The sequence below is a fragment of the Listeria marthii genome (genome assembly GCF_014227425.1).
Lineage (GTDB): Bacteria > Bacillota > Bacilli > Lactobacillales > Listeriaceae > Listeria > Listeria marthii.
Genome location: NZ_JAASWB010000002.1, coordinates 312,245 through 338,247, shown reverse-complemented (window position 1 = coordinate 338,247; position 26,003 = coordinate 312,245). Strand labels below are relative to the sequence as shown.

At 39.6% G+C, this 26,003-nt stretch carries 31 protein-coding genes; 28 read left to right on the top strand and 3 right to left on the bottom strand.

Features of this window, described 5'->3' with window-relative positions; genetic code table 11:
• Positions 1-120: 120 nt before the first annotated feature.
• Together cshA and HCJ55_RS04500 are read left to right on the top strand one after the other, a co-directional pair.
• Positions 121-1,665, top strand: coding sequence for a degradosome RNA helicase CshA (gene cshA / locus HCJ55_RS04505; RefSeq protein ID WP_185517201.1), 1,545 nt, complete (start codon positions 121-123; stop codon positions 1,663-1,665).
• A gap of 159 nt (positions 1,666-1,824) precedes the next feature.
• Positions 1,825-2,313 carry a QueT transporter family protein gene (locus tag HCJ55_RS04500; RefSeq protein WP_003721433.1) on the top strand — a complete coding sequence of 163 codons (489 nt, stop codon included), beginning with the start codon at positions 1,825-1,827 and terminating at the stop codon, positions 2,311-2,313.
• A 32-nt stretch (positions 2,314-2,345) separates the two neighbouring features.
• On the opposite strand, the gene HCJ55_RS04495 is transcribed toward HCJ55_RS04500, so the two are convergent.
• Positions 2,346-2,903: a TetR/AcrR family transcriptional regulator gene (locus HCJ55_RS04495; protein WP_185517366.1), complete on the bottom strand. Its 558-nt coding sequence runs from the start codon at positions 2,901-2,903 to the stop codon at positions 2,346-2,348.
• Between the two features lie 103 nt (positions 2,904-3,006).
• Between HCJ55_RS04495 and HCJ55_RS04490 the strand changes: the two genes are divergently transcribed.
• Together HCJ55_RS04490 and HCJ55_RS04485 are read left to right on the top strand one after the other, a co-directional pair.
• Positions 3,007-4,005 carry an amidohydrolase family protein gene (locus HCJ55_RS04490; protein WP_185517199.1) on the top strand — a complete coding sequence of 333 codons (999 nt, stop codon included), beginning with the start codon at positions 3,007-3,009 and terminating at the stop codon, positions 4,003-4,005.
• A 14-nt stretch (positions 4,006-4,019) separates the two neighbouring features.
• The gene (locus tag HCJ55_RS04485) at positions 4,020-4,331 is read left to right on the top strand and encodes a DUF2316 family protein (protein WP_185517197.1); all 312 of its coding nucleotides are present in this window, start codon (positions 4,020-4,022) and stop codon (positions 4,329-4,331) included.
• Positions 4,332-4,363: 32 nt separating this feature from the next.
• Here the strand turns inward: HCJ55_RS04485 and HCJ55_RS04480 are convergent, their stop codons facing one another.
• Positions 4,364-4,717 carry a winged helix-turn-helix transcriptional regulator gene (locus tag HCJ55_RS04480; protein WP_085643829.1) on the bottom strand — a complete coding sequence of 118 codons (354 nt, stop codon included), beginning with the start codon at positions 4,715-4,717 and terminating at the stop codon, positions 4,364-4,366.
• A 127-nt stretch (positions 4,718-4,844) separates the two neighbouring features.
• On the opposite strand from HCJ55_RS04480, the gene HCJ55_RS04475 reads away from it, so the two are divergent.
• The 9 genes from HCJ55_RS04475 to HCJ55_RS04435 all read left to right on the top strand — a co-directional run bounded on the left by HCJ55_RS04475 (position 4,845) and on the right by HCJ55_RS04435 (position 14,255).
• Positions 4,845-6,011, top strand: coding sequence for an MFS transporter (locus HCJ55_RS04475; RefSeq protein WP_185517195.1), 1,167 nt, complete (start codon positions 4,845-4,847; stop codon positions 6,009-6,011).
• A gap of 207 nt (positions 6,012-6,218) precedes the next feature.
• The gene (locus HCJ55_RS04470) at positions 6,219-8,237 is read left to right on the top strand and encodes a BglG family transcription antiterminator (RefSeq protein ID WP_185517192.1); all 2,019 of its coding nucleotides are present in this window, start codon (positions 6,219-6,221) and stop codon (positions 8,235-8,237) included.
• Positions 8,238-8,251: 14 nt separating this feature from the next.
• Positions 8,252-8,581, top strand: coding sequence for a PTS lactose/cellobiose transporter subunit IIA (locus HCJ55_RS04465; protein WP_185502465.1), 330 nt, complete (start codon positions 8,252-8,254; stop codon positions 8,579-8,581).
• The gene (locus tag HCJ55_RS04460) at positions 8,582-8,917 is read left to right on the top strand and encodes a PTS sugar transporter subunit IIB (RefSeq protein ID WP_008947265.1); all 336 of its coding nucleotides are present in this window, start codon (positions 8,582-8,584) and stop codon (positions 8,915-8,917) included.
• Between the two features lie 19 nt (positions 8,918-8,936).
• Positions 8,937-10,262 carry a PTS sugar transporter subunit IIC gene (locus tag HCJ55_RS04455; RefSeq protein WP_008947266.1) on the top strand — a complete coding sequence of 442 codons (1,326 nt, stop codon included), beginning with the start codon at positions 8,937-8,939 and terminating at the stop codon, positions 10,260-10,262.
• Positions 10,263-10,283: 21 nt separating this feature from the next.
• Positions 10,284-11,012: a glucosamine-6-phosphate deaminase gene (locus HCJ55_RS04450; protein ID WP_185517190.1), complete on the top strand. Its 729-nt coding sequence runs from the start codon at positions 10,284-10,286 to the stop codon at positions 11,010-11,012.
• On the top strand, positions 11,012-11,965 hold the full coding sequence (locus HCJ55_RS04445) for an aldo/keto reductase (RefSeq protein ID WP_185517188.1): 954 nt from the start codon (positions 11,012-11,014) through the stop codon (positions 11,963-11,965). The genes HCJ55_RS04450 and HCJ55_RS04445 overlap by 1 nt, the downstream gene beginning before the upstream one ends.
• A 17-nt stretch (positions 11,966-11,982) precedes the next feature.
• Positions 11,983-12,750: a sugar phosphate isomerase/epimerase family protein gene (locus HCJ55_RS04440; protein WP_185517186.1), complete on the top strand. Its 768-nt coding sequence runs from the start codon at positions 11,983-11,985 to the stop codon at positions 12,748-12,750.
• A 116-nt stretch (positions 12,751-12,866) separates the two neighbouring features.
• Entirely contained in the window at positions 12,867-14,255 is a 1,389-nt protein-coding gene (locus tag HCJ55_RS04435; RefSeq protein ID WP_185517184.1) for a collagen binding domain-containing protein, read from the top strand.
• A 41-nt stretch (positions 14,256-14,296) separates the two neighbouring features.
• Here the strand turns inward: HCJ55_RS04435 and HCJ55_RS04430 are convergent, their stop codons facing one another.
• Positions 14,297-14,773, bottom strand: a complete 477-nt coding sequence (locus tag HCJ55_RS04430; protein WP_185517182.1) for a hypothetical protein — start codon at positions 14,771-14,773, stop codon at positions 14,297-14,299.
• A gap of 135 nt (positions 14,774-14,908) precedes the next feature.
• Between HCJ55_RS04430 and HCJ55_RS04425 the strand changes: the two genes are divergently transcribed.
• The 15 genes from HCJ55_RS04425 (at position 14,909) to HCJ55_RS04355 (ending at position 25,900) form a co-directional block, all read left to right on the top strand.
• The gene (locus HCJ55_RS04425; RefSeq protein ID WP_008947272.1) at positions 14,909-15,391 is read left to right on the top strand and encodes a PH domain-containing protein; all 483 of its coding nucleotides are present in this window, start codon (positions 14,909-14,911) and stop codon (positions 15,389-15,391) included.
• Positions 15,384-16,859 (top strand): PH domain-containing protein, encoded by a 1,476-nt coding sequence (locus HCJ55_RS04420; protein ID WP_185517179.1) that lies wholly within the window; start codon positions 15,384-15,386, stop codon positions 16,857-16,859. The genes HCJ55_RS04425 and HCJ55_RS04420 overlap by 8 nt, the downstream gene beginning before the upstream one ends.
• A gap of 151 nt (positions 16,860-17,010) precedes the next feature.
• Positions 17,011-18,390, top strand: coding sequence for a protoporphyrinogen oxidase (hemG, locus tag HCJ55_RS04415; protein ID WP_185517177.1), 1,380 nt, complete (start codon positions 17,011-17,013; stop codon positions 18,388-18,390).
• A 1-nt stretch (position 18,391) separates the two neighbouring features.
• Positions 18,392-18,748: a holo-ACP synthase gene (acpS, locus tag HCJ55_RS04410; protein ID WP_008947275.1), complete on the top strand. Its 357-nt coding sequence runs from the start codon at positions 18,392-18,394 to the stop codon at positions 18,746-18,748.
• An 18-nt stretch (positions 18,749-18,766) separates the two neighbouring features.
• Positions 18,767-19,873, top strand: a complete 1,107-nt coding sequence (gene alr, locus HCJ55_RS04405) for an alanine racemase (protein ID WP_185517175.1) — start codon at positions 18,767-18,769, stop codon at positions 19,871-19,873.
• A gap of 206 nt (positions 19,874-20,079) precedes the next feature.
• Positions 20,080-20,358, top strand: coding sequence for a CopG family ribbon-helix-helix protein (locus HCJ55_RS04400; protein WP_003761302.1), 279 nt, complete (start codon positions 20,080-20,082; stop codon positions 20,356-20,358).
• A 3-nt stretch (positions 20,359-20,361) separates the two neighbouring features.
• Complete coding sequence (locus HCJ55_RS04395; protein WP_031695189.1) at positions 20,362-20,709, top strand: type II toxin-antitoxin system PemK/MazF family toxin; 348 nt, start codon at positions 20,362-20,364, stop codon at positions 20,707-20,709.
• A gap of 251 nt (positions 20,710-20,960) precedes the next feature.
• Positions 20,961-21,797, top strand: coding sequence for an RsbT co-antagonist protein RsbRA (gene rsbRA, locus HCJ55_RS04390; RefSeq protein ID WP_008947277.1), 837 nt, complete (start codon positions 20,961-20,963; stop codon positions 21,795-21,797).
• 5 nt (positions 21,798-21,802) lie between these two features.
• Positions 21,803-22,159, top strand: a complete 357-nt coding sequence (rsbS, locus tag HCJ55_RS04385) for an STAS domain-containing protein (protein WP_003721457.1) — start codon at positions 21,803-21,805, stop codon at positions 22,157-22,159.
• A gap of 2 nt (positions 22,160-22,161) precedes the next feature.
• On the top strand, positions 22,162-22,572 hold the full coding sequence (locus tag HCJ55_RS04380) for an anti-sigma regulatory factor (RefSeq protein WP_003738506.1): 411 nt from the start codon (positions 22,162-22,164) through the stop codon (positions 22,570-22,572).
• 16 nt (positions 22,573-22,588) lie between these two features.
• Positions 22,589-23,593 carry a PP2C family protein-serine/threonine phosphatase gene (locus tag HCJ55_RS04375; protein ID WP_008947278.1) on the top strand — a complete coding sequence of 335 codons (1,005 nt, stop codon included), beginning with the start codon at positions 22,589-22,591 and terminating at the stop codon, positions 23,591-23,593.
• A gap of 148 nt (positions 23,594-23,741) precedes the next feature.
• A complete protein-coding gene (gene rsbV / locus HCJ55_RS04370; RefSeq protein WP_003721460.1) occupies positions 23,742-24,086 on the top strand; it encodes an anti sigma b factor antagonist RsbV in 345 nt (114 codons plus the stop codon).
• On the top strand, positions 24,070-24,543 hold the full coding sequence (rsbW, locus tag HCJ55_RS04365) for an anti-sigma B factor RsbW (protein ID WP_003721461.1): 474 nt from the start codon (positions 24,070-24,072) through the stop codon (positions 24,541-24,543). The genes rsbV and rsbW overlap by 17 nt, the downstream gene beginning before the upstream one ends.
• A complete protein-coding gene (sigB, locus tag HCJ55_RS04360; protein ID WP_003721462.1) occupies positions 24,521-25,300 on the top strand; it encodes an RNA polymerase sigma factor SigB in 780 nt (259 codons plus the stop codon). Before rsbW ends, sigB begins: the two co-directional genes overlap by 23 nt.
• A complete protein-coding gene (locus tag HCJ55_RS04355) occupies positions 25,301-25,900 on the top strand; it encodes a PP2C family serine/threonine-protein phosphatase (protein ID WP_185502475.1) in 600 nt (199 codons plus the stop codon). It begins immediately after the preceding gene.
• Positions 25,901-26,003: the final 103 nt, after the last annotated feature.

Sequence of the window (26,003 nt, the reverse complement as noted above, 5' to 3'; positions counted from 1 at the left end):
ATAGCAGTTTTCATAAAAACAACTGCAAATGAACAGACAAACAATCGTAATAAGCGTATTGTGATGAATTATAAAAGTAGCTCTCCTACCAAACTTTAAACAGGTAAAGGAGAAATGACATTGACAAAATTTTCGGAGTTCGGACTGGACGAAAAAATTGTAAAATCAGTAAATCGGATGGGGTTTGAAGAAGCAACACCAATCCAAGAAAAGACAATTCCACTAGGACTAGCAGGTAAAGACTTAATCGGGCAAGCACAAACAGGTACTGGTAAAACAGCCGCTTTTGGTCTTCCAATGATCCACAAAATTGACCAAAAGAGTAACAACGTACAAGCTTTAATTATTGCTCCAACACGTGAACTTGCAATCCAAGTTTCTGAAGAGCTTTATAAACTTAGCTATGACAAACATGTACGCGTGCTAGCGGTTTACGGTGGTAGTGATATCAGCCGTCAAATCCGTTCACTTAAGAAAAACCCACAAATCGTAGTTGGTACGCCAGGACGTATTTTGGATCATATTAACCGTCGCACACTGAAACTAGACAATGTGGAAACACTTGTACTAGATGAAGCAGACGAAATGCTAAACATGGGCTTCATTGATGATATCGAAACTATTCTAAAAGAAGTACCAGCAGAACGTCAAACATTACTATTTTCTGCAACGATGCCTGATCCAATTCGCCGTATTGGTGAACGTTTCATGCACAGCCCAGAACTTATTCGCATTAAAGCAAAAGAAATGACTGCACTATTAATCGAACAATTCTTCGTAAAAGTGCACGAAAAAGAAAAATTTGACGTATTATCTCGTTTATTAGACGTTCAAGCACCAGAACTAGCAATCGTTTTCGGTCGTACAAAACGTCGTGTAGACGAACTATCTCGCGCGCTTGATATGCGTGGTTATGTGGCTGAAGGTATCCACGGTGACTTAACGCAAGCAAAACGTATGAGCGTACTACGCAAATTTAAAGAAGGAAAAATTGATGTTCTTGTTGCAACAGACGTAGCAGCACGTGGACTTGATATTTCCGGCGTAACACACGTATATAACTATGACATTCCACAAGATCCAGAAAGCTATGTTCACCGTATCGGTCGTACTGGTCGTGCTGGTAAAGAAGGTATGGCGATTACTTTCGTACAACCTCGTGAAATGGGTTACCTACGTATTGTTGAAGAAACTACGAAAAAACGTATGCAACCACTTCAAGCTCCTACATGGGACGAAGCATTTGCAGGCCAATTACGCGTAGCAACTGAAAAAATTCAAGAAGCAATCACAGAAGAAAACTTAGCTGACTACAAAACGTTTGCTAACGAACTTCTTGAAAAATACGATGCAACTGACATCGCAGCAGCAATGCTTAAAATGTTAGCAAAAGAGCCAGACAAAACTCCTGTCCATATTACTGAAGAGCGTCCATTACCATCCCGTGGTGGCGGTGGCTACAAAGGTAAAAATGGTAAAGGCGGTAAAGGTGGCGGCTATCGCGGCGGAAGCGGCAAAGGCGGAAGCTACCGTGATCGCAACAACAGCGGAAAAGGTCGTCGTAGTGGCGGCGGTTCCGGTGGTGGAAATGGCTCTGGCGGTGGCGGCAATCGTGATCGTCGTAGTGGCGGCAACAAAGGCAACTACTCACAAAAATCTAAATAAGATTATTAGACAAACGGCTACCTGTAAAGGTAGCCGTTTTTTTATGCATAAGAAGTCATTTACAATAACTTCTAAATATGAGAAAATAGCATGTTGGCAAAATTGCCACACGTGGTTCATTCATACCATCCCACGTAAAAAAACTAGGAGGAAATAATAATGAAAATGAAAATTTTGACGGTGAATGCAATTATCGCCGCACTGTATGTAGTGCTTGGGATGATTGTGGCGCCAATTGGGTTTATGGCATTACAATTTAGAATACCAGAAATTTTTAATCACCTAATCGTCTTTAATAAAAAGTACTTTTGGGGCATTATCGTAGGTGTTTTTATTACGAATTTGTTCTTTTCTGGATTAGGTTGGATTGATTTAGTTTTTGGCGTAGCGCAGTCGGCTATTTCCCTTTTACTAATGATTGGAATTTCTAAATACGTTAAAGGAATTATTCCGCGGATGATTATTAATACGATTCTATTCTCCGTAACGATGGCGATTATCGCTTGGGAGCTAGTGATCGTTTTTGACTTACCGTTCTTGATTACTTGGGCAACAACAGCCGCAAGTGAGTTCATTGTGATGGGTGTCGGGATTCCGTTGATGTATTTATTAAATAAACGGTTGAATTTCCGTAAAATGATTGATTAAGCGAGAGAGTCTAGGGAAACTTAGGCTCTTTTTTATTTTTGGGGAAAATGAGCGGCTTCCTGTACTAAATCAATTAATTGGCTGTTCGTATATTCCTTTTTAGCTTGATGCACTTCAGCCGCCAAACTTAAAATCATCCTAGCTAAATAATTGGGAATAAACTTATTATCGGAAAAGGAAACTTCTTTTAATAAAGCAATTCGAAGTATTTCTCCAGAGACGACATCTAAAAAAATATTTTCAGCGCGACTCCAAAAAATCACTTGGAATAAAAGTTGGTTTTCCTGAATGGTAGCAATAATTAACTGCTGGATATTTTGCTTTGTCAAAAAAGTTTGATCGAATTTCAAAGAAAAATACTGCATTGTCCGTAAAAGCTGGACTTCAACGACTTGAATAATTTCTTCGTGATGACGATAAAAAGTGGCACGTGATACTTGCGCTTGTTCACATAAATCTTTTACAGTAATGGATTCGAATGTTTGGCCTTCTTTATAAAATCGCTCAATAACCGTATATAATTTAGTTTGCGTTTTTTGTGCGCGTAAATCGACATTTAATGGCTGATGTACTTTTATATATTTATTAATGAGAGCACCTCCTCTTTATGATACATAATAGTTATTATTGTATCGAAACATAGCTGTATTAGCAACCTGAAAAGGGGTATTGTTTAGTTAAGGAGGAATGGACATGAAAATTATCACGATAGAAGAACATTTTGAATCCGAAGTAATCACGAACGAAATTAACAAGGTGACTGGAAACATAGTAAGCGGACAGGTTAGTCCGGAAATGTTTAATTATATGCAGAAGGAACTTCCGTCAGCAACTGAAATGCAAGAAACAAAAAATCGGTTAGCATTTATGGATCAACATGGCATTGATATGCAAGTTCTTTCTTATGGAAATAGTTCGCCGCAAAACTTAGATCCAAAAATTTCGGTAGCACTGTGTAAACGAGCAAATGATGAACTAGCGAAAGTGATTCAAACAAATCCTAGTCGTTTTGCAGGTTTCGCCGTTTTACCTGTGGACTCACCAGAAGACGCAGCGCTTGAATTAAAAAGAGCGGTAGAAGAATTAGGTTTCAAAGGGGCGCTTGTAAAAGGTCAATTTGAAAATAAATACTTTGATGATAGCTTTTATTATCCGATTTTTGAAATGGCGGAGAAATTAGATGTACCGATTTCATTCCACCCATCGTTTATTCCAGGACAAATTACGGAACAGTATTTTGCCAGTGAAGCTTGGTCTGACGTGGTTACAGGAGTATTTTCTTCCGCTGGTTTTGGTTGGCATATGGACGTTGGTATTCAAGTTGTGCGAATGATTCTTTCCGGTATTTTTGATAAATTGCCGAATTTAAAAATCATTACAGGACATTTAGGCGAAATGGTACCAATGTTTTTAGAAAGAATGGACGACACGCTAGGACACTGGACAACGCTTGAACGGAAAATTTCTGATTACTACCGGACAAATGTGTATGTGACACCAAGCGGCTTATTATACCAAAATGAATGGAAGTTTTTATTAAATGAATTAGATGAAAACCATCTTATTTATGCGCTAGATTATCCTTTTGTAAAACCAGAAAATGCAGGAACTTTCTTAGATACGCTTGATTTAACGGATGAAACAAAAGCAAAAATCGCTCACAAAAACGCAGAAAAATTATTACATTTATAAAAGGTGGAATAAAAATGACTTTATCAAAAGAACAAATCAAGGCAACGAAAAGTGAATTTGCGGCAAATCTAGCGCTGGCGGATCTAACCGTCCCAGAAGTGGCAAAAGAATTAAATACAAGCGAAGTGAAAATTGAACGGATTTTAGGTTTGAAACAACGTTCATTAAATGATGGCTGGATTTTGCGAAATTATTTGCTTGAAAAGGTCGCGGAGACAGGGAAGACGGCTGTTCCGTTTACGGCGCTTGGTGGAGATTATCATGGGTATTGGTTTTTAGATGGGGGACAAATTGATTCTGGAGTGTTAAGTGAGGGAGATCGTTAAAAAACAGCCACCAAAAAGGTGGCTGTTTTTTATTAATCTCGCTTCAACAAAACAATATCCTCATTCTTCGTAAGCAAAAGATCAACATGATTCTCGCCCCATAAGCAAAGTTTATTCAAAATCTCGGACAACGATTCGCCGTATTCACTCAAAGAATACTCGACTTTTGGTGGGATTTGCTCATAAACTCTACGGATAATAACGCCGGATTTTTCCAGCTCGCGCAATTGTTGTGTGAGCATTTTTTGTGTGATGTTGGGGATTAGTCGTTTTAATTCGCCAGTTCGTTTTTTGCCTTCGCGTAAATGGCAAAGGATGACTGGTTTCCATTTGCCGCCGATAACTTCTAGTGTAGCTTCGACGCCGATATTATATACTTTAGTCATCGTAATCCTCCTATAGGCACTTTTTAGTATCTATGTGACTTTTAAGTACCTTCTTGTTATTTTATGCGGTATATAAGATACTGTATAACAGAACGAAACAATTTGCAATTTTTTAGGGGGAAATAACGTGGATATGAAAAAAGTAAATCCTAATTTGACACTTTTGGCGCTGGCGATTAGTGCGTTTGGGATTGGTTCAACGGAATTTATTAGTGTCGGGCTGCTTCCACTGATTTCTTCTAGCATGGGAGTGTCAATTAGTACGGCTGGTTTGACTGTATCGATTTATGCGCTTGGTGTGATGGTGGGGGCGCCGGTTTTAACAACTATGACTGCGAAGATGAATCGTAAAAATTTGTTATTATTAGTCATGCTCGTGTTTCTGATAGGGAATCTTGTCTCGGCATTTGCTGTGAGTTTTGGGATGCTCCTTAGCGGGCGTGTAGTTGCGGCTTTTGCGCACGGGGTATTTATGTCGATTGCTTCTGTCATCGCGGCAGATGTGGTTCATCCGAGCAAACGGGCTAGTGCAATCGCGGTGATGTTTACGGGACTTACGGTGGCGACTGTGACAGGGGTGCCGCTTGGGACGTTTATCGGTCAACTTTTTGGCTGGCGGATGTCGTTCATGTTTATTGTGGCGATTGGTGTGATTGCGATTATTGCTAACTTTTTCCTTGTGCCGAAAAATTTATCGAATGGCAAGAGCATTTCATTTAAATCGATTGGGCAATTGTTAGTTAATAAAAAAATCGTGATGGTATTACTTATGACGGCGTTTGGTTATGGTGGTACTTTTGTGGTTTATACGTATTTATCGCCGCTGTTTAGCAAAATGGGCTATTCTACGAGCATGATTGTTATTTTACTCATTGTGTATGGTGTGATGGTTGCGATTGGGAATACGATTGGTGGGCATTTTGCGAATGAGCGTCCAGCTAAGGCACTTTTTGTGATGTTTAGTTTGCAAGGGGTGACGTTGTTATTGCTTCAATTTACATCGGGGAATGCGATTTTGGGATTAATTACTATTATGTTGATGGGATTTTTTGCCTTTATGAATGTGTCGGGTTTGCAGCTGTATGTTGTGCAATTAGCGGAGCGGTATTTGCCGGAAACGGTGAGCATGGCTTCGGCGCTTAATATTTCGGCTTTCAATGTTGGGATTGCACTGGGCGCATTTATTGGCGGATTGGTGACTGAATATATTGGTTTAGGTTACACGCCGATTGTCGGATTTTTGATGGTTTTCATTGCAATTATTTTAACTTTCTATATGAAAAAAGATAAATAGTTCAAATAATAGGCCTTTTACAGTGACTGTAGGAGGCTTTTTTTGTGCTTTCAGTAGCTCCGACCTATTCCGGCAAGGTTTTTTTCCAGTTATAGTAAAATGGGTAGTTTTTTTGTCTCTACGTGTCTGACAAAAATAGCTATATAGCTTATTGTAAGCCCTATCATGAAAATGATAAATTGAATTTAGAAAGAGGAGTGATACCTGATGAAACTAAATCAGCAGTGTATTCAAATTTTAGATTTTCTTATGGAGCAGGAAGATTTTAAAAATATTGGTTATATTTCTAACTCGCTTGGTTGTTCTGAGCGCAGTGTTCGTTATAGTTTGGAAAAAATCGATATTTTTCTCCATGAGCAAACGTTACCAGCTCTTATCAGACATACGAGGAAAGGGGTGCTACTTCCGGAAAAGAACATTGTAAACCCGGTTGTGAGTAAGTTCAAACAACAAATCACGCCGAAAAAATATCGTTACAGCCAAGAAGAAGTGCAGCAATTTTTACTACTAAAACTGCTTCTAAGTGAAGAAGTGCTCCCGGTTACTTATTTTGAAGAAGTTCTTTTTATTTCAAGATCCTCTGTGTTAAATCATCTGCGTGCCATTGAAGGAGAACTTTTTTTAAATAATTTAGATTTATCGCATCAGCCGAGGCATGGTTTTCTAGTGACTGGCAATTTAATTACGAAAACATCGCTTTTTGCTAGGAGTTTCTTGCGTTTTATTAATATCCGCGAATTTTATCAGTTTTTAGATTCGGAAAATAGCTTATCTAAAAAAGGCGAGTTATTTTTTTATAATCTTTTTGAAATGGAAGTTTTGCAGGAAGTGAATCGTGAGGCGCATTCGGTTGAGGAGAATATGACGCGTGCGATGGATGAGCAATTATATTTAACGTTAATTGCGATTTTATTGAAGCAGCATGAGGCAAAAGTGGATTTTCAGTTTACAGCAGATTTTGTGGCAGTTGATGAGCTCGATAAGGCGCTAGAAACGATTATTGGGTCGCTGAAACAGTATCAATATGGGCGTGAGGATGAAGCGGTTATTGAAGCGTTTGTGACTGGTATTTGCGAAAAAATGGGCGAAATTTATCAAGTCGATTTTGTGCATGGCGATACGGATTTTTATACACAAATCAAGGCGCATATTAAGTTGATGATTCGACGTGTTCGTGCTGGGGTTATTATTGAAAATCCGATTTTTAATGAATTTATGCGTGATAATCGTGAAATTTTTATGCGCGTGAAGGAAAGTTTGGAAGCGTTAAAGTCGCTTCTCCCAATTTCAGTTAGCTCTCAGGAAATTTCATTTTTAGCGATATACTTTGCATCCGAGGTACAGCGCAATAAGCAAACGGTCGAAATGAAACCGAACTTGTTGATTATTTGTCCAGAAGGTGTCGCAGTTTCGAAAATGATCGCCATTCAGTTGAAGCGGATGTTTGAGTTTGAGTCGATTCAGACGATTGGCCTACGGAAGTTTAAGCGCGCCATGATGAACGATTTTGATTTTGTCATTAGTACCGTGGATTTGCCGGATATGCAAGATTCTAAGGTACTCCGAATCCATAGTTATTTGCAAAAAGAAGATATGGAATTACTGCAAAAGCATTTACGGATGAAACTTGTCAAAAGTGATAAGCAGATTATTAATAAGTTTAGTAAGATTTTAGCGATTATTGGTGAAAATACGCAAATCAATAATTTAAGCAAGTTAGAATTCGATTTATTGGAAGCGCTTATATCGGACGAAGGAGAAACACCAAAGCGGCTTATTCCGCCGTTTCAATTTACAGAAGAGGCCATTGTTATGGAAGAAACGTGCCCAACGTGGCGGAAAGCGATTAAGCTTGGAACGAAATGTATGGAGCAATTAGATGTGATTGAGCCAAGTTATCACGAAAAAATCATCCACAATTTAAAAGTATATGGGCCGTATATGGTTGTGGCGCCAGGTGTAGTAATTGCGCACGCGGGGGCAAGTGATGGCGTTTTGATGGATGGGATTGGGGTGACAATCATTGAGGACGGTATTATGTTTTTTGACAGGTACGAGGAGCCGGTTCATGTCATTTTCACACTGGCTTTAAAAACGAAAGAAGCGCATTTAATCGTGGAACAATTAATGAAATTAGCGCTGAATGAAGAAAAAATGCAAAAAATTAAAATGGCTAGCTCAAAACGTGATATTTATCATTACGTTAAGTCAGCTATCTTTGAATGAGAGAGGGATTCATAATGGACATAGAAAAAATATCGTTTTCATTAATTTCACTAGCGGGGGATTCATTTTCTAAATTAATTGAAGCTTTACAGGCCGCAAAAGAGTCAGATTCAGAATTAGTAGCACAACTTTTGAAAGAAGCAGATGACCTCATGATCGAAGCGCACAAAGTACAAACGGAAATGCTGATTCAAGAAACAAGAGGGGAACAAGCTAATTTTTCCGTTTTACTTGTACACGCGCAAGATACATTAATGAACACCATCTTAGCATCAACTTTGATTCGCGAAATGATCGAAATGCATCAAGAGATTAAAACATTAAGAAAAGAGGAGGAAAAGTAAATGGAAATCAATCAATTACATGTACTTTTAGTGTGTAACTTAGGCGCATCTACAGGGGTAATGGTCACAAAAATGAAAGAAATTGCCCAAAATAGTGAAAAATTAACCAACACCGATGTGAAAATCGAAGCGCATCCAGCAGGAGAATTACGCGAGCATATTGAAGATTTCGACGTTATTTTAGTCGGACCTCAAATTAAACACCAATTAAAACATTTAAGCGAAATCGCGGCGGAATATAATAAGCCAATTCAAGTCATCGATACGAAAGATTACGGCACAGTCAATGGTGCGAACATTTTAAAAGACGCGATTATCCTTAAAATGAACAAATAAAAAAGTGGAGGGAAACAACATGTCGAGTAAAAACAAACAATCTTTTATGAATCGTTTTATCGCTTTTATGGAGAAGTATTTTGAGCCTGTCGCAGCTAGAATTGAAAAGCAACGTCATATTTCCTCAATAAAAAATGGGATGATTGCTTTGATCTCGGTATTAATTATTGGGTCATTCTCGCTGATTATTTCCGCAATCGGGAATATGTTTCCGGCGGGTTCTGTTGTAAAAGAATTCTTTGTTCAAAATGCAGCAGCACTTAACTTACCGTTTCAATTTACGTTTGGACTACTATCGATTTATGCTGCAATAACTATTTCCTACAGCCACGCGAAACAAATGAAAGTCCCTGTGTTACATAGTGTCATGGCTGCTGTCATGGTAACGCTAATCCTTAATACGAAAATGGTCGATGGCGTTCTTAATACTGAATTCCTAGATTCTAGGGGACTATTTATCGCTATTTTCGCAGCACTTATTTCTGTAGAACTTATCGGTTTATTTATTAGAAAAAATATTACTATTCGTATTAAAGGTTTACCAGCCGGGATTGCGACGACTTTTGAAGCTATTATTCCGCTTGTGGTATTACTGTTCAGTGCGGTTGGTTTAAGTATTTTAATGCAAAGTGTCACAAGTGGGCAAATTATTCCGGAAGCCTTTACGACGATGCTAGCTCCGGCGATTAATAGTATCGATACGCCATATGCAGTTTTCCTCATTTGTTTCTTGGAAATGCTATTCTGGTTTATCGGTCTAAATGGTTATGCGATTTTGATTGGCTTTGTACTTCCATTTATGACACAATATTTAGGAGCAAACGCGGCGGCTTATGCGGCGGGAGAACCAATTCCTCACGTATTTGCGCCAAACTTCTGGGATTACTTCATGGGCTTCTCTGGGTCTGGTATCACAGGTGCGCTAGTTATCCTCGCGCTATTCAGTAAATCAAGAGAACTAAAAGCGGTCGGAAAAGTATCCGTCGTTCCAGCGATTTTCACGATTTCCGAACCAGTTGTATTCGGTTTGCCAATCTGTTTTAACCCGTATTTATTTATTCCATTCGTACTTGGAACGCCAATTTTAGCGGTAGGGCAATGGTTCGTGTTCCACTTTGGTTGGGTTCGTCCTCCGATTGCGAATGTTGGCGGCACACCGATTCCACTCGCGCAGTATTTGGCGACAATGGACTGGCGAGCAATTATTTTAATTATCGTCGTTCTCGCGGCAGCCGTTTGTATGTACTACCCATTCTTTAAAATGTATGAAAAGAGCTTAATCAAAGAGGAAACAGTTGTATCAGAACGCCAAGCAGCACATGATGCACTGGACTTGGATTTCTAATAGAGAAAGGTTGATTTAAAAATGAAACTAGTTATTAACGAAAATGAGCAAGTCGTGGCTGAAACAGTGAGCCAAAGAATCATTGAATTAGTAAAGGAAAAACCAGCAAGCTTAATTTGTATTGCTGGCGGGGATACGCCTTTACTGACGACAGAAGCGCTCATTAAAGCCAATCAAGCTGGTGAAGTAGATTTCAGTCAAACGCAATTTGTTGGCTTGGATGAATGGATTGGCTTAGGACGCGAAACAAAAGGTAGCTGTATCCAAACGCTGTATGATGCATTTTTTGATCGATTAAAAAATGTCTCTAGTGAACAAATTTGCTTTTTTGATGGCAAGGCGACGAGTTTAACGGATGAATGTGCTCGTGTGGATGCATTTATCGACGAACGTGGCGGTATGGACTTTATCTTGCTTGGGATTGGGCTTAATGGTCATATTGGCTTTAATGAGCCATTTGTACCCGTGGATGTGAATTGTCATGTTGTTGAACTGGATGATGTAACGAAACGCGTCATGAGCAAATATTTCGATACAGATTTGCCGTTAACACACGGAATTTCACTCGGTATGCAACAAATTTTAGCAACAAAAGAGATTTATTTAGTTGCAACAGGCGAGAAAAAAATCGATATCGTGAAACAAGTAGTCGAAAAAGAACCTACTGTAGCGATTCCAGCAACGCTTGTAAAAGAAGCAAATACGACTCTTGTAGTTGATAAAATAGCAGCAAGTGGGGTGAAAGCATAATGGAAAAGATTATCGTACAAGGTCGGAAAAATAGCCAAAAAATCGAGATAGCTTGCTCTAATTTAGTGATGGGTGCTGGAGATTTCTTACGGGCGGATAACATGGATTTTGCTGGTCCGGTGTTGGATCAATATTTCGAAATGGGTGGGAATATTTTTGATACGGCGCGCCATTATCGTCATAGTGAAAAAGCGATTGGTACTTGGATGGAAGCGCGTGGCAACCGTGATAGCGTGATTATCCAAACAAAAGGTGGACATCCGGTACGGGAAGCGAGCGATGTGCCGCGTGTCACTCCAGAAGCTATCCATGAAGATATTTCTGTTAGTTTAGATACATTAAAAACCGATCATGTGGAGCTGTTTGCCTTGCATCGTGATAATCCAGAAGTGGAAGTGGGAGCTATCATGGAAGCGATGCATAAAGAAGTCGAGGATGGCCGTGTTTATGCTATTGGCCTTTCAAACTGGGAGCTGCCGCGGATTATCGAAGCGAATGAATATGCGGTTAGCCATGGTTTGACACCATTAAGCTTTAATAGCCCTAATTTTAGTTTGGCAAAAGTGAATCGACCTCGCTGGGAAAATTGTGTTTCGGCAAATGAAGAAATGATTCGCTGGCACGAAGCAACTGGTTTGCCGCTATTCTCATGGTCATCACAAGCTGGCGGGTTTTTCTCGGGCAGATTTTCCTCGGAAGATACGAGCGATACGGAAATGGTGGAGGTGTATTATAGTGAGGCGAACTGGGAGCGATACAGCCGCGCGAAGCAACTCGCGAAGCAAAAAGACTGCTCGCCAATTCAAATTTCGCTTGCTTACGTTTTAACGCAATCTTTCCCAACAGCCGCAGTCATCGGACCAGAAAATGCTGCTGAACTCCAATCTTCTGTTTCGGCAGCTGGAATCAAGTTAACAGAGTCTGAGGTTGATTGGCTGGATTTGAAGGCATAAGGAAAGGCGGAGAAAAAATGGATATTAGAGAAAAAATAGCAGTCCAACTTTATTCTGTTCGAAAAGAAATGGAGCGCGACTTAGAAGGTACGCTCCGGAAAATTCATGAAATCGGCTTTCGTTATGTACAACTCGATGGCATGCGCGGCAATGACCCTGCAGAGATGCGCCGTTTACTGCAAAAATATGAGTTAAAAGTGATTGGCATGCATATTAAGCACGACCGTTTTATGACCGATTTGGACGGTATCATTGAAGAAGCTTATTACTTTGATTGTAAAACTGTTTTTGATAAATATATCGAAGAAGAGGACCAAACAACAGCGGGCTACACGGCAACAAAAGCTGCATTAATTACTGCGGGAGAAAAGCTTCATGCACTTGGTTTTCGCATCGGCTTACACAATCCGGAATATGATTTCAATGAATGTATTAATGGGCGCAGAGTGATGGATTTTATTACAGATCCAGTTAATGGCATTTGCATTTACGCAGAACCGGATACTTACTGGATAAGAGCAGCTGGACATGATGAAGTCGAATTTATCAAGCGTTACAGTGGTCGCGCGCCAATTGTTCATATGAAAGACTTTGTGAGCGGTTTCGAACTAGAAGATATGGATAATAATTTGGTCGAAATGGGTGAAGGCGAAGTGGATTTCCGCGCTATTATCAAATGGGGCGAAACAAACGGCGTCGAATACTACTGCATCGAGCAAGATAGATCCAAACGCGATATGTTCGAGACGTTAGAAGCTAGTTATCACTACTTATTACATCTATAAAAAAGAAACGTCAGAATTATTCTGGCGTTTTTTTGTGCGCAAAAATCTTTGTACCGTTTTTAACAAGCATGTTATGGGAACTATAAAGATAGATGTTTTAAGGGGGAATGAAACAAATGAAAAAAAGATGGCTGATTTTTGCAATTCTACTTTTAATTGCAAGTGGATTTTTAAGTCCAAAAGCAGAAGCTGCAACAGATTATGGTAGCAGTTTCTTTACAAATGTATCTTTACAAAATCAAAACGGGGTACCAGCAACGAATTTTAAAGAAAATAGTAGGGTGCGAGTGGCATATGATTTTGTGATTACACAGCCAGTTACAAGCGGAGAAACCATGACATTAACCATCCCCAACCAGCTGAAATTGATTAATTTTGGCGGATTTCCTGTAGATGATGCGGCAGGAAACACTATCGCCAACGCAACGATTGATCCAACAACGGGAACTATCACATTAACTTTTACAGATTATGTTAATACACATACAGATTTAAGTGGCAGCCTTTATTACAACGCAACGTTTAACAGTAAAAATATTCAAACAGATCAAGTAAATCCAATTCTATTTCCTGTGAACAATACGACCGAAACGATAAATGTTTTTATTGGCAAAGTGAATACTGGTGGCGGAACAGGCTCACCAACAATCGTTTTTAAACAAGGTCGAATGGATGATAAAGACAACAGTATTTTACATTGGACTGTTACTTTAAATAATGCTTTAACGCCGATTGATAATGCGATTTATACCGACACGCTTGGTTCAGGCCAAAATCTGATTGGCAGTGCAACAATCAAATACCGCGATGCCGATAAAAAAGTCATCAAGACAAATATCCAACCGATTACGCTGGATCCCGACCGTAATTTTGAACTATCTATTGGCACATTAAACAATGAATCTGTCGTCATTACTTACGATACGAAAATTACGACAAAACAAAAAAGCTATACGAATAAAGCGACTCTTTCTGGCGATAATTTAGATCCAGTTTCGAGAAATGCAACGGTTAATGATTACAGCAGTGGCGGACAAGGCTCAGGAACTGCACCACCAGTCAAAGAAGAACCGCCATTCATCCCAGCCGAAAAGCAACCGATTGAAAAAACAGTCGAAACAGACTTTGGCCCACTGGAAGTTGTCAAAGATTCCGAACAAAATGGTAAAATCAAAGTCATTTACAAAGTGAAAAGTGGCGATACATTACCAGGTGTAGCGAAAAAATTCGATGTCACCGTTTCAGAAATAAAAGACTGGAATAATCTTACATCAGACACATTACAAACAGGGCAAAAACTACAATTAACAATTGAAAAAACATTGCTATCAAAAATCACCGTCCCACCAGTGCAAAAAGTGACAAGCACAACGAGAGTAGATGGGGTAGTGAGCGGCGGTGCGACAGGTACGTTGCCGCATACAGGGGACACCAACCCACTCATTCCATTTGTGACAGGGTTAAGCTTGATTGCACTTGGTTTTACATTTGGACGTAGGAATTAAAAAACAGGAAGCGCTTAGTAAAATTAGCGCTTCCTGTTTTTTTATAAAAGATGACCTTTTTTTCGCTGCGTCATCATTTGATTTTTAGAAGAATCATGAAATGTTTTCGAGCCTTTCTTTGGCTTTTCCGGAAGGTTAATCGTGATAGTTTTGCTTTCAGTCTTTCCGTCGGCCGTTGTCGCGGTAATCGTAACTAAATTATTGCCGGGTTGCAAATTATCTAAAGTAAATTGGTGGTTTTCAGTGCTACCAGCAATTGTTTGCGTTTGATTATTGGTTTTGACAGTAATCGTTGCTGCGGTTTCGGTTACGAACATTAATTCCGCGCTATTTTTCGTCGTTTCAATATAAGGATCTTGAATAGAATAAGGGAGAAACATTTCCATTAATTCGCTCGTCGTTGCTGTTGTATAAGTGGTTCCAGTAGCTTCTTTTTGCGCGTGAGCAATTTCTGGAAGCCAGTTTAGCGTGAGCGACAAAAGCGCAATTATTACTAGAATATAACCTTTTTTCTTCATTATTCTCACCTCTTCTTGTTACATTATAAAAAACAAATATGAACAAACTATGAATAAAACATGATACTTTTAAAAAAGATCGCTTCCAATTTAGTAATTATTAACGTAAGATAAAAAGAAAAAAGGAGTAGAGCAATGGAACTTGAAAATTTAGAAAAGAAATTACCGGAGAAAATTAAAACAGTTTGGCGGCAAACAGAGGGAATTGCGGTCCTTGTTTTTCTGCTTTGTTCGGTTGCAGCAGCGATTATTTTGTATTATGCAGAAGTTTCGGTTTGGTGGAGCGCGATTGGCTTTGGTTTGACCGCTATCTATGCTGTATTTATCTACTTATTCATTATTCCGTTTCGTTTTGCACGTTGGAGCTATCAGATTAAACCAGACGAAATGGAAATTCAGCACGGTATCATTTTTAGAAGTCGTGTCTTAATTCCGATGATTCGCATTCAACACGTGGAAACAGAGCAAGGCCCACTACTGAGAAGACAAAAATTAGTTTCCTTATCGATTACAACAGCAGCAAGAACACATAAAATTGAAGCGGTAAACGAGTCCGAGTCGGATGAACTTAGACATCATATCCTTGAACTTGTGAAGGTGGCGAAAGAAGATGTTTGAAGAAAGACGCCTCCATCCAATCGCCCTTATTAAAGAAATAATTACGAACGTAAGGCGCAATATTGTGCCAATCGTCGTTGGTTTATTTTCTGTTTTTCGGGCAGTTAATAGCAATGGTTACTTGCCAAACTGGGCGGTATATTTGATTATTGTCGTCGTTATCTTGCTCATTTTAACCCCGGCCGTTTTAAAATACATTACATATAAATACACACTGGAAGACCAAGGGATTCGCATTAAATACGGTTTGATTTTCCGAAAAAATACATACATACCATACGAACGCATTCAAACCGTCCAAAAAAAGCAGTGGTTTTTCTTCATCCCATTTAATGTCTGCCAAGTTTTAATTGAAACAGCAGGCGGCAAAGGAAAAGCAGAAGCCGATTTAGTCGCAGTTCCTGTAGGCGTGGTCGATGAATTGAAAGACTTACGCGACGGTAAAAAAGCAGCCATTCAAGAAGCCGTGCCAGAAACTGAGGAACCAGCAGTTGAAGTAGTCGAAGCACCAGAAAAAACTGTCATGCTACAAACGAAACAACTGATTTTAATGGCAGTCACATCCGGCGGCGTTTTTGGAACACTCCTCATCGTCCTTGCGTTCATGCAACAATTCCGTGAAGTCATCCCGACCGACTGGATGGAAGCGCAAGCCGAACAAATATGGAAAATGGGCATTATCGTGTTTATCATTTTAATCGTCTTTCTGCTCTTAGTTTTGTGGGGCATTTCGATTGTGACGACATTGTTCAAATATTTCCAGTTCAAATTGATGAAATATCCCAATTCGCTTGTCGTCGAAAAAGGGTTGCTAGAACGCAATCACACGACAATCTCACTTGCGCGTATTCAAGGAATTACCATCATCGAATCCCCATTACGGCAAATGCTCGGCTTAGTTGCTGTCAAAGTTATAACTGCCGGCAACTCAGGAGATGAAAAACAATCCGGCGACATTTTACTTTTACCAATTATGAAAAAAGAATTGGCCCTACAAACCTTAAAAGAAATGCTACCAGATTATTTATTCGAAATGGAAACAATGGAACGCGCACCAAAAATCAGTTTGCGCAGATTTTTACGAATTTACTTAATCTGGACAATCATCCCGGCTGCTCTTGCAAGTATATTATTTTTCCCACTCGGCTTAATTAGCATCATTTTGCCAATTTTAGCGGGAATTAAAGCAATAGCTAGCTACCGCGCGACAGGTGTTTTCACAGATAACCAAACACTTCTCGTCCAGTCGCGGCCAATTTTTTCCAAAATAACGCATATTATCCGTAAAGAACGAATCCAAGGTTTGCGGTTAAGACAGAGTGTTTGGATGGAAAAGGGCGAATCTAGCCACTTAAATGTTTGGCTTAAATCCGGAAGTACGAGCGCCGAGGCCTACGTTCGCTACATACACCAAGATCAAGCCATCGCGATCTACAACTGGTACAGCCCGTCCGAAACAACCAATTAAAAAAGAGAGCATTCCACTCGCGAAAAATCTGCTGAAAGAAGCGCACGATTTTTCGCGGATGGATGTTCTTTTATTTTTTGTTCAATTACGTGGAAATCTGGTAAAATAGATAGAATAAACGAAGCAATTGTTAGAGAGGATTGGTTAAGTAGTGAAACATATAGTCATTATCGGAGGCGGCCTATCGGGGCTTGCAGCAGCGTATGAACTACAAAAAACACATCCGAATTATACATGGGAATTAGTAGAAAAAGACGAAAAATTAGGTGGGAAATTCGAAACGGTGAAGCGTGACGGATTTTTAATTGAAAAAGGGCCGGATTCCTTTTTAGCTAGAAAGCCAGCTGGTGTGGGCTTAGTGAAGGATTTAGGACTCGAAGATAAGCTGATTGCTAACGCGACAGGAAGGTCGTACATTTATCACGAAAAAGCGCTCCACCCAATTCCAGAAGGCTCGGTGATGGGAATTCCAACCGATAAACAGGCCTTGCTAGCAAGCACACTCGTATCAGAAATTGGCAAAGCGAGGGCGTTGCAAGAACCAACCATTGAGCCAAACAATCAGCCAAATGATCAAGCTCTTGGCGATTTTTTTGAAGCACGTTTTGGCAAAGAATTAGTGAAAACAATTATCGAACCGCTATTATCAGGAATTTACGCGGGTGATATTTATAAAATGAGTTTGCGCGCCACTTTTCCAAAGTTTGAACAGGCCGTTAAAAAGTATGGTAATCTCATGGACGGCTTGAAAGAAAGTAGCATGCAGACGACAGGAACAAAGGCGACAATTGGCGCTTTTCGAACATTAGAAGGTGGACTAGATACGTTGCCAAAAGCGATTGCGGACGCGCTACCGCCAGAAAACTTGCATACGGCGAAACAAGCAACGCGCATTACGAAAAAGAATCGCACTTATGAAATTGCTTTTGCTGATGGAGATAAAATGACCGCAGATGGCGTGATAATCGCCGCTACCCATGATGCGTTAATCCATTTATTAGCTGAAACAACCACTGAACCATTTGCGGGACAGCCACTAACGACACTCGCGACCGTTTCGCTAGCATACAACGAAAAAGATGTGCCGATTTTGCCAGATGGAACAGGCTACTTAGTGGCTCGAACCGCGCTGTATAAAACCACGGCTTGCACATGGGTTCAGAAAAAATGGCCGCACATGGTGCCGAAAGATAAAATGTTACTACGCGGTTTCGTTGGAAAAGCTGGGGAAACATGGTTAGAACAAGCAAGCGATGAAGCCATCGTCACAGCTGTTTTGTCAGATTACGCGGAAATAATGGATCTCCACGCCGCACCACTTTTTTATGAAGTGAGTCGAATGAAATCAGCAATGCCGCAATACTTAGTCAACCATCAAGACCGTTTAAAACAATTGAAAAAGAATATCCAGACAGGTTACCCAGGCGTTTATTTTGCCGGAATGAGTTACGAAGGCGTCGGAATCCCAGACTGTATCGCGGGAGCACAATCGGCCGTTACTGAATTAGCAGATTACTTGGAAGAGGTGTAACATGATTAAAGGAATCGGATTAGATATGATTGATTTAGATCGCGTAAAACAAGTGGTAGAGAAGAATCCACGCTTTATCGAGCGTGTTTTAACAGAAAAGGAAATTAAGCAATTTGAAAAATATGAAGGTAGCCGTAAAATTGAATTTTTAGCTGGCCGTTTTGCAGCAAAAGAAGCGTATGCTAAAGCAAATGGAACTGGTTTTGGGAAACATTTAAGCTTTACCGATGTGGAAATTTTGCAAGTAGAGGATGGGCGACCGCACGTTACTTTGCCAGCCAAACCGGGCGAAAATGTTTTTGTAAGTATTACCCACACAGCCAGATCAGCCGCAGCGCAAGTGATTATTGAAATATAGAAAGGAACGTGAACGATCATGGTGACAGGCTGGCATCGTCCAACATGGATTGAAATTGACCGCGCAGCAATTCGCGAAAATATAAAAAACGAACAAAAGCAATTACCAGAAAATGTCGCATTATGGGCAGTTGTAAAAGCCAATGCTTACGGCCACGGTATTATTGAAGTAGCCAAAACTGCGAAAGAAGCAGGCGCTAAAGGTTTTTGTGTTGCTATTTTAGATGAGGCTCTTGCCCTTCGCGAAGCTGGTTTTCAAGACGACTTTATTCTCGTATTAGGTGCAACCAGACAAGAAGACGCCAATCTCGCAGCAAAGAATCGTATTTCGCTTACCGTTTTCAGAGAAGACTGGCTAGACAACTTAGCGTTAGAAGCGCCACTACAGATTCATTTAAAAGTAGATAGCGGCATGGGACGCCTTGGTATTCGTAGCGCGGAAGAAGCACGACACATCGAAGCAACGATAGCTGAAAATAAACAGCTACAACTAGAAGGTATCTACACGCATTTTGCGACAGCCGACCAACTAGAAACTAGTTATTTCGAGCAACAATTAGCTAAATTTACGACGATTTTAACGAGCCTAAAAGAACGCCCGACATTCGTCCACACAGCAAATTCCGCAGCTTCGTTATTACAACCGCAAATGAATTTCGATGCGATTCGCTTTGGTATTTCGATGTACGGGTTAACGCCTTCCAAAGAAATTAAAACTAGTTTGCCATTCGAGCTGAGACCAGCACTGGCACTTTATACTGAAATGGTACTTGTGAAAGAACTTGCACCAGGCGATAGTGTTAGCTACGGCGCAACGTATACAGCAACAGAACGAGAATGGGTCGCAACTTTGCCAATTGGTTACGCAGACGGACTTATTCGGCATTATAGTGGCTTCCACGTTTTAGTAGACGGAGAGCATGCTCCAATCATCGGAAGAGTTTGCATGGACCAAACAATCATCAAACTTCCGCGCGAATTTCAAACTGGTTCAAAAGTAACGATAATTGGTACAGATCATGGAAACACGATAACAGCAGATGATGCAGCGGAATACCTAGATACAATTAATTATGAAGTTACTTGTTTGCTAACTGAAAGAATACCAAGGAAATACATCCATTAGAAGGTAATATTCGTGCTTTTTTGCGGAGAAGCGTTTATAATCTAACATATGAAACTTTATAGCTATATATAGGACTTAAGGGAGTAACGTCAATCAGGACTGTAACATTCTTAACAATAAAAAGCGAAATAACTCTTTTCTTCATGGCGTGATAATGGTACGATATAGTTGTTACTTACAGGTACGAGGCTTTGGGGGTGTGACACGTGTTAGAGAAAGAAAAGCGGATGATAATATCCGTAGAACTGACACAGGAAATGGTACAAGAACTCGACGTAGTTGTAGAAAAAGAAAAAATGGGGCGGAGTGAAGTTATAATGGAAGCAACGCAACAATTTTTACAGGAGAAAAGGGCTCGCGAATTAAGAGACGAGATGGAACGCGGTTATGCAGAAATGGCGACAATTAATTTCGCTATTGCATGCGAGTGTACCCATGTCGAAGCAGAAGCAGAAGACAGGAATATTAGTATTTTAGGAGGTTAATGGCTGATGGTGAAGCGTGGTGACGTATACTACGCGGACCTTTCCCCCGTGGTCGGAAGCGAGCAAGGGGGAATACGGCCTGTTCTCATCATTCAAAATGATATTGGTAATAGATTCAGTCCAACTGTGATCGTGGCAGCAATAACTGCAAAAATTCAAAAAGCGAAGTTGCCAACACACGTGGAAGCTACTCGTAAAGATGGCTTTGAAAGAGACTCTGTCATTCTTTTGGAACAAATTAGAACGATTGACAAACAGCGCCTGACAGATAAAATTACACATTTGGACGAAGAGTTAATGGCCAAGGTAAACAAGGCACTTGAGGTCAGTCTAGGAGTAGTAGAATTTTAATCCATCCTAAAAAAATAACATACAATGATGAATGCAGGGCAAAAGGGTCTGACGTAAAAAATAGTTTAATACATAATGAAATAATTAACTGCTTTTGAGAAACAGTGAGGACATCAGAAACCTACAAACAACGCGTATCAACTTACTCGCTAAATTTGTTTCTAATGTCTTTTTTTCAAAAGCTAGTTAATCAAACCGCAGAGTAAAAGAGAAAATTTGGTTAATAGTGGAGAAAGGTTGGAAAATAACTGATGTATAAAGATTTTGCAAACTTCATCCGTACTAATAAAGCAGACTTACTGAATGACTGGATGAACGAAATGGAGAAACAATCAGATCGGCTAATCAACGACATTGCCAAAGAAGCAATGTACGAAGAAACGAGCAAAGAATTTGTTGATTTAATTGTTTCCAATGTTACTGAAAACGGCTCAAAATTCAATGAAAAACTAGATGATTTTGCAGAAAAAGTGGTCCACTTAGGTTGGCCAATTCATTTTGTCACCACAGGCCTGCGCGTGTTTGGGCTTTTAGTATATACAGCAATGAGAGACGAAGATTTATTCTTAAAGAGAGAAGAAAAACCAGAAGACGATGCCTATTATCGCTTTGAAACATGGCTTTCCTCCATGTATAACAAAGTGGTCACTGCCTACGCGGATACGTGGGAAAAGACAGTTTCTATCCAAAAAAGTGCACTACAGGAATTATCGGCACCACTTTTGCCAATATTTGAAAAAATTTCTGTAATGCCTCTGATTGGAACGATTGACACAGAAAGAGCGAAGTTAATCATAGAAAACTTATTAATAGGTGTTGTAAAAAATCGGTCAGAAGTGGTTTTGATTGATATTACGGGAGTTCCTGTTGTTGATACAATGGTTGCGCACCATATCATTCAAGCGTCCGAAGCAGTTAGACTTGTCGGCTGTCAGGCAATGCTTGTAGGTATTAGACCAGAAATTGCGCAAACTATCGTGAACTTGGGAATTGAATTAGATCAAATTATCACGACCAACACAATGAAAAAAGGCATGGAGCGTGCGCTAGCCTTGACGAACAGAGAGATAGTAGAAAAAGAGGGGTGAATACTGTGGGGATACCAATCTTAAAGTTAGGTGAATGTTTATTAATTTCTATCCAGAGTGAATTAGATGATCATACTGCGGTAGAATTCCAGGAAGACTTACTTGCAAAAATCCATGAAACGTCGGCCAGAGGAGTAGTTATTGACATAACTTCCATCGATTTTATTGATTCGTTTATTGCAAAAATTCTTGGGGACGTAGTAAGTATGTCTAAATTGATGGGTGCAAAAGTGGTTGTAACTGGGATACAGCCAGCAGTTGCGATTACACTAATTGAACTCGGAATTACGTTTAGTGGAGTACTTTCGGCGATGGACCTTGAAAGTGGCCTGGAAAAACTTAAACAGGAATTGGGGGAATGAACATGACATTCCAATCCTGCGTAAAGATAATTAATGAATGGGACATTGTAGCTGCAAGGCAACTAGGTAGAAAAATATCCAAAGAAATTGGCTTTGGAACAGTTGACCAAGCAAGAATTACAACTGCCATCAGTGAATTAGCAAGAAATATTTTCCTCTATGCTGGACGAGGAGAAATCTGTATCGAAAAAGTAAGTGAGTCTGGCAAGCAAGGTATGATTATTGTTGCGAAAGATAAAGGCCCAGGAATTGTAGACATTAGAAAAGTAATGCAAGATGGTTATACAACTTCGGGCGGTCTTGGAGCAGGTCTCCCAGGAGTCAAACGTTTAATGGACAGTTTTGATATTGAATCCAGTATTGAAGGCGATTCTAAAGGAACGGTAATTACAACAACGAAATGGGTTCGGTAAGGAGAGCTAGAAAAAAATGGAAAAAGCTTTTGAGGGAAAATACCGTGATATTCTTATTCAATATTTAGAACATCAAGATGAAGAAATTCTTTATACTTGCGAAAAATTATCCAGAGAAGCTATGGAAGAGCGAGTATCACCAGAAGAAATTGTCCATTTGCATCGCTCGGTTCTTGAACTATACGGAAAACAGTTGCCGGACTTTGTACGATTATCATTTGATGTACTACTAGAAATGATGGTAGGCTACGGCTTAGCTTATATGGAACACCTAAGTTTAAGAACCGAGCAAAAAGAATTACGTAGTGAAATCGCTCAAGCAGAAGATATGCAAAAAACGTTAATGAAAACAGAAGTACCGGAACATGACGAACTTGATTTTGGGGTTATCAGTGTCGCAGCCAGACAAATGAGCGGTGACTACTATAGCTTTACAGAAGAAGGCGACAAGCAAATCGGTATTGCTCTGGCAGATGTTATTGGTAAAGGAATTCCGGCTGCATTTAGTATTTCCATGATTAAATATGCATTAGCTGGGATGACCGGAGACGATAGAAAACCATCTATCGTGCTTGAATCGCTGAACCAAGTAGCAGAAGAAAACATTAACGACAATATGTTTATTACGATGTTTTACGGGCTTTATCACGAAGATACACATTTGTTTGAATATGGTTCAGCTGGACATGAGTTGGGCTTATATTACCAACATAAAGAAAACACTTTTTCTGATTTATATGCCAAAGGTTTACCACTTGGTGTGGATAAAAATGCTGTCTATCGTCAATTTGATAAGAAAATTGAAGTGGGCGATGCCGTATTTATTATGTCGGATGGTGTAACCGAAACAAGAACGGCAAATGGCTTTATTGAACGAGAAGAGTTAACTGAAATCATAGCAGCACATATTTCATTATCAGCTGAAAAAATGGTTCATGCGATTTATGATCAGTTAGTCAAAATGCAAAACTTTGAGTTGCATGATGACTTTACACTTATTTGTATTAAACGAACTAAATAAGAAGAAGTGAAGACGTACCTCATTCTTTAGAGAGCATTTACTGGTGAGTAAACGTATTTAAAGAGTGGAGCGTTTTTATTTTTGAATGTTTTAATTTTATTTGTTAGGGTAAAATCGACAGTATACTTAAATTAGATGGGGTGAAGTGATGAATATTAGTATAGAAATAAAAGAACGTGATACTGACCACATAGACATATTTGTTGCTGGGGAGATCGATGCTTATACAGCGCCAAAGGTAAAAGAAGCACTAGAAGTATATCAAGTAAAAGAGGGTATTGTACTTCGAATCGATTTAACAGAAGTGAGTTACATGGATAGCACTGGATTAGGCGTATTTGTAGGAGCTTTCAAAAGCTTACGTCAGCGCCAAAGTGAACTTGTCTTGTTTGGTTTAAGCGACCGACTTTTCCGATTGTTTGAAATCACAGGATTGTCAGATATCATCGAAATCAAAAATGTAGAGGGTGAAATGAATGGCAACAATGCATGACAAAATTACATTACAACTTCCTGCCAAGCCTGAATATGTAAGTTTAGGTAGACTTTCATTATCAGGAATTGCAAGTCGCGCAGGATTTTCTTATGAAGCAATTGAAGATTTGAAAATAGCTGTAAGTGAAGCCATCACTAATTCCGTAAAGCATGCATTTAAAGGTGAAGAAGATGGCGAGATTACAGTTGAATATCTTATTTATGAAGATAAGCTAGAAGTTCGTGTTTCCGATAACGGCACAAGCTTCGACCTAGAAACCCGTAAACAAGAAATTGGCCCATATGATGTGGGTGAAGATGCGGAGATGATGCGTATCGGTGGGCTAGGTTTATTTTTAATTGAAACATTAATGGATGACGTGAAACTTTATTACGATGAAGGGGTTTCTGTCGTAATGACCAAATATATTAATGAAAAGCAGGTGGAGGAGAATGCCAAAAGTATCTCAACCTGATAAAGAAGCCAAAGAAAAAGTCTATATTTGGATTGCCGCTTATCAAGAAAATGGCGACCAAGATGCCCAGTATAATTTAGTTGTTCATTATAAAAATTTAGTAGAATCCATTGCGCGCAAATATTCCCAAGGTAAATCTTTTCATGAAGATTTAGTTCAAGTTGGGAATATTGGTTTACTTGGAGCTATTAGAAGATATGATGCAACGTTTGGAAAAAGCTTTGAAGCATTTGCTGTGCCAACAATTGTTGGGGAAATTAAACGATTTTTACGTGATAAAACGTGGAGTGTTCATGTACCACGCCGAATCAAAGAATTGGGTCCGAAAATCAAAAATGCTGTAGAAGAGCTGACGAGAGAACTACAAAGCTCACCTCAAATTAGCGATATTGCTGATTTCATCGGAGTCACGGAAGAAGAAGTTTTAGAAGCAATGGAAATGGGAAAAAGCTACCAAGCACTTTCTGTGGATCATTCGATTGAAGCTGATTCGGATGGAAGTACCATTACGTTACTTGATGTTGTTGGTGGTACTGATGATGGATTTGAACGTGTAAATCAACGCATGCTTTTAGAGAAAGTTCTCCCTGTTTTAGATGAGCGAGAACAGAAAATTTTGCAATATACATTCATTGAAAATCGCAGTCAAAAAGAAACAGGTGAACTACTCGATATATCACAAATGCATGTGTCTAGAATCCAACGTCAAGCTATTAAAAAACTTCGAGAGGCGTTGCAGAATGAGGAAGTGGAGTAAATGAACAAGGCGGTTGAATCAAATAATTTATTTGTATTTCAACGTTCTAAAGCATTACAACAATACTGCGGGGATGTTTATTATACCCATGAGGACGAGAGCGGTTTTCTGTATGTTCTTTCGGATGGGCTTGGAAGTGGTCTTGAAGCCAATAGAGCGGCCAAAGCGACCGTTGACGCCATCAAAGAAGATATCCATGCAGACATTACAGAAATGCTTGAAAAAGCGAACCAGGCTGTCTCTGGCTTGCGTGGGGCTGCAATTGCCATTATCAAAGGTGATTACTTAACAAAAACACTTCATTATACCGGCATGGGCAATATTCGTTTTTATATGATTGGTATAGAAGACAAACTTATTTTTCCACTTTCTGGCTCTGGTTTTTTATCAGGTAGAAAACAGAAGTATCGGTTGCAATCGTTTAAATATAAACCGGGCAGTAAGTTTTTGATGCATTCAGATGGTCTTGTTTTATCTCGCGTTCGAAAAAGTCTAGAATCGCCACTTTGTGTAGTGAAAATTGGGCATTTAATCGAGCGTAATATATTAGATATTCCAACAGATGATGTAACATTCATGGTTGGAAAATTTCCAGAATAACCATAACACCTTTTAAACTAGCGATGGTTTGAAAGGTGTTTTTTTCAGATTGGGTGTGAGAACAGGGGCTATTTATGGTATATTAGAATAGAGCGCTAGTTTT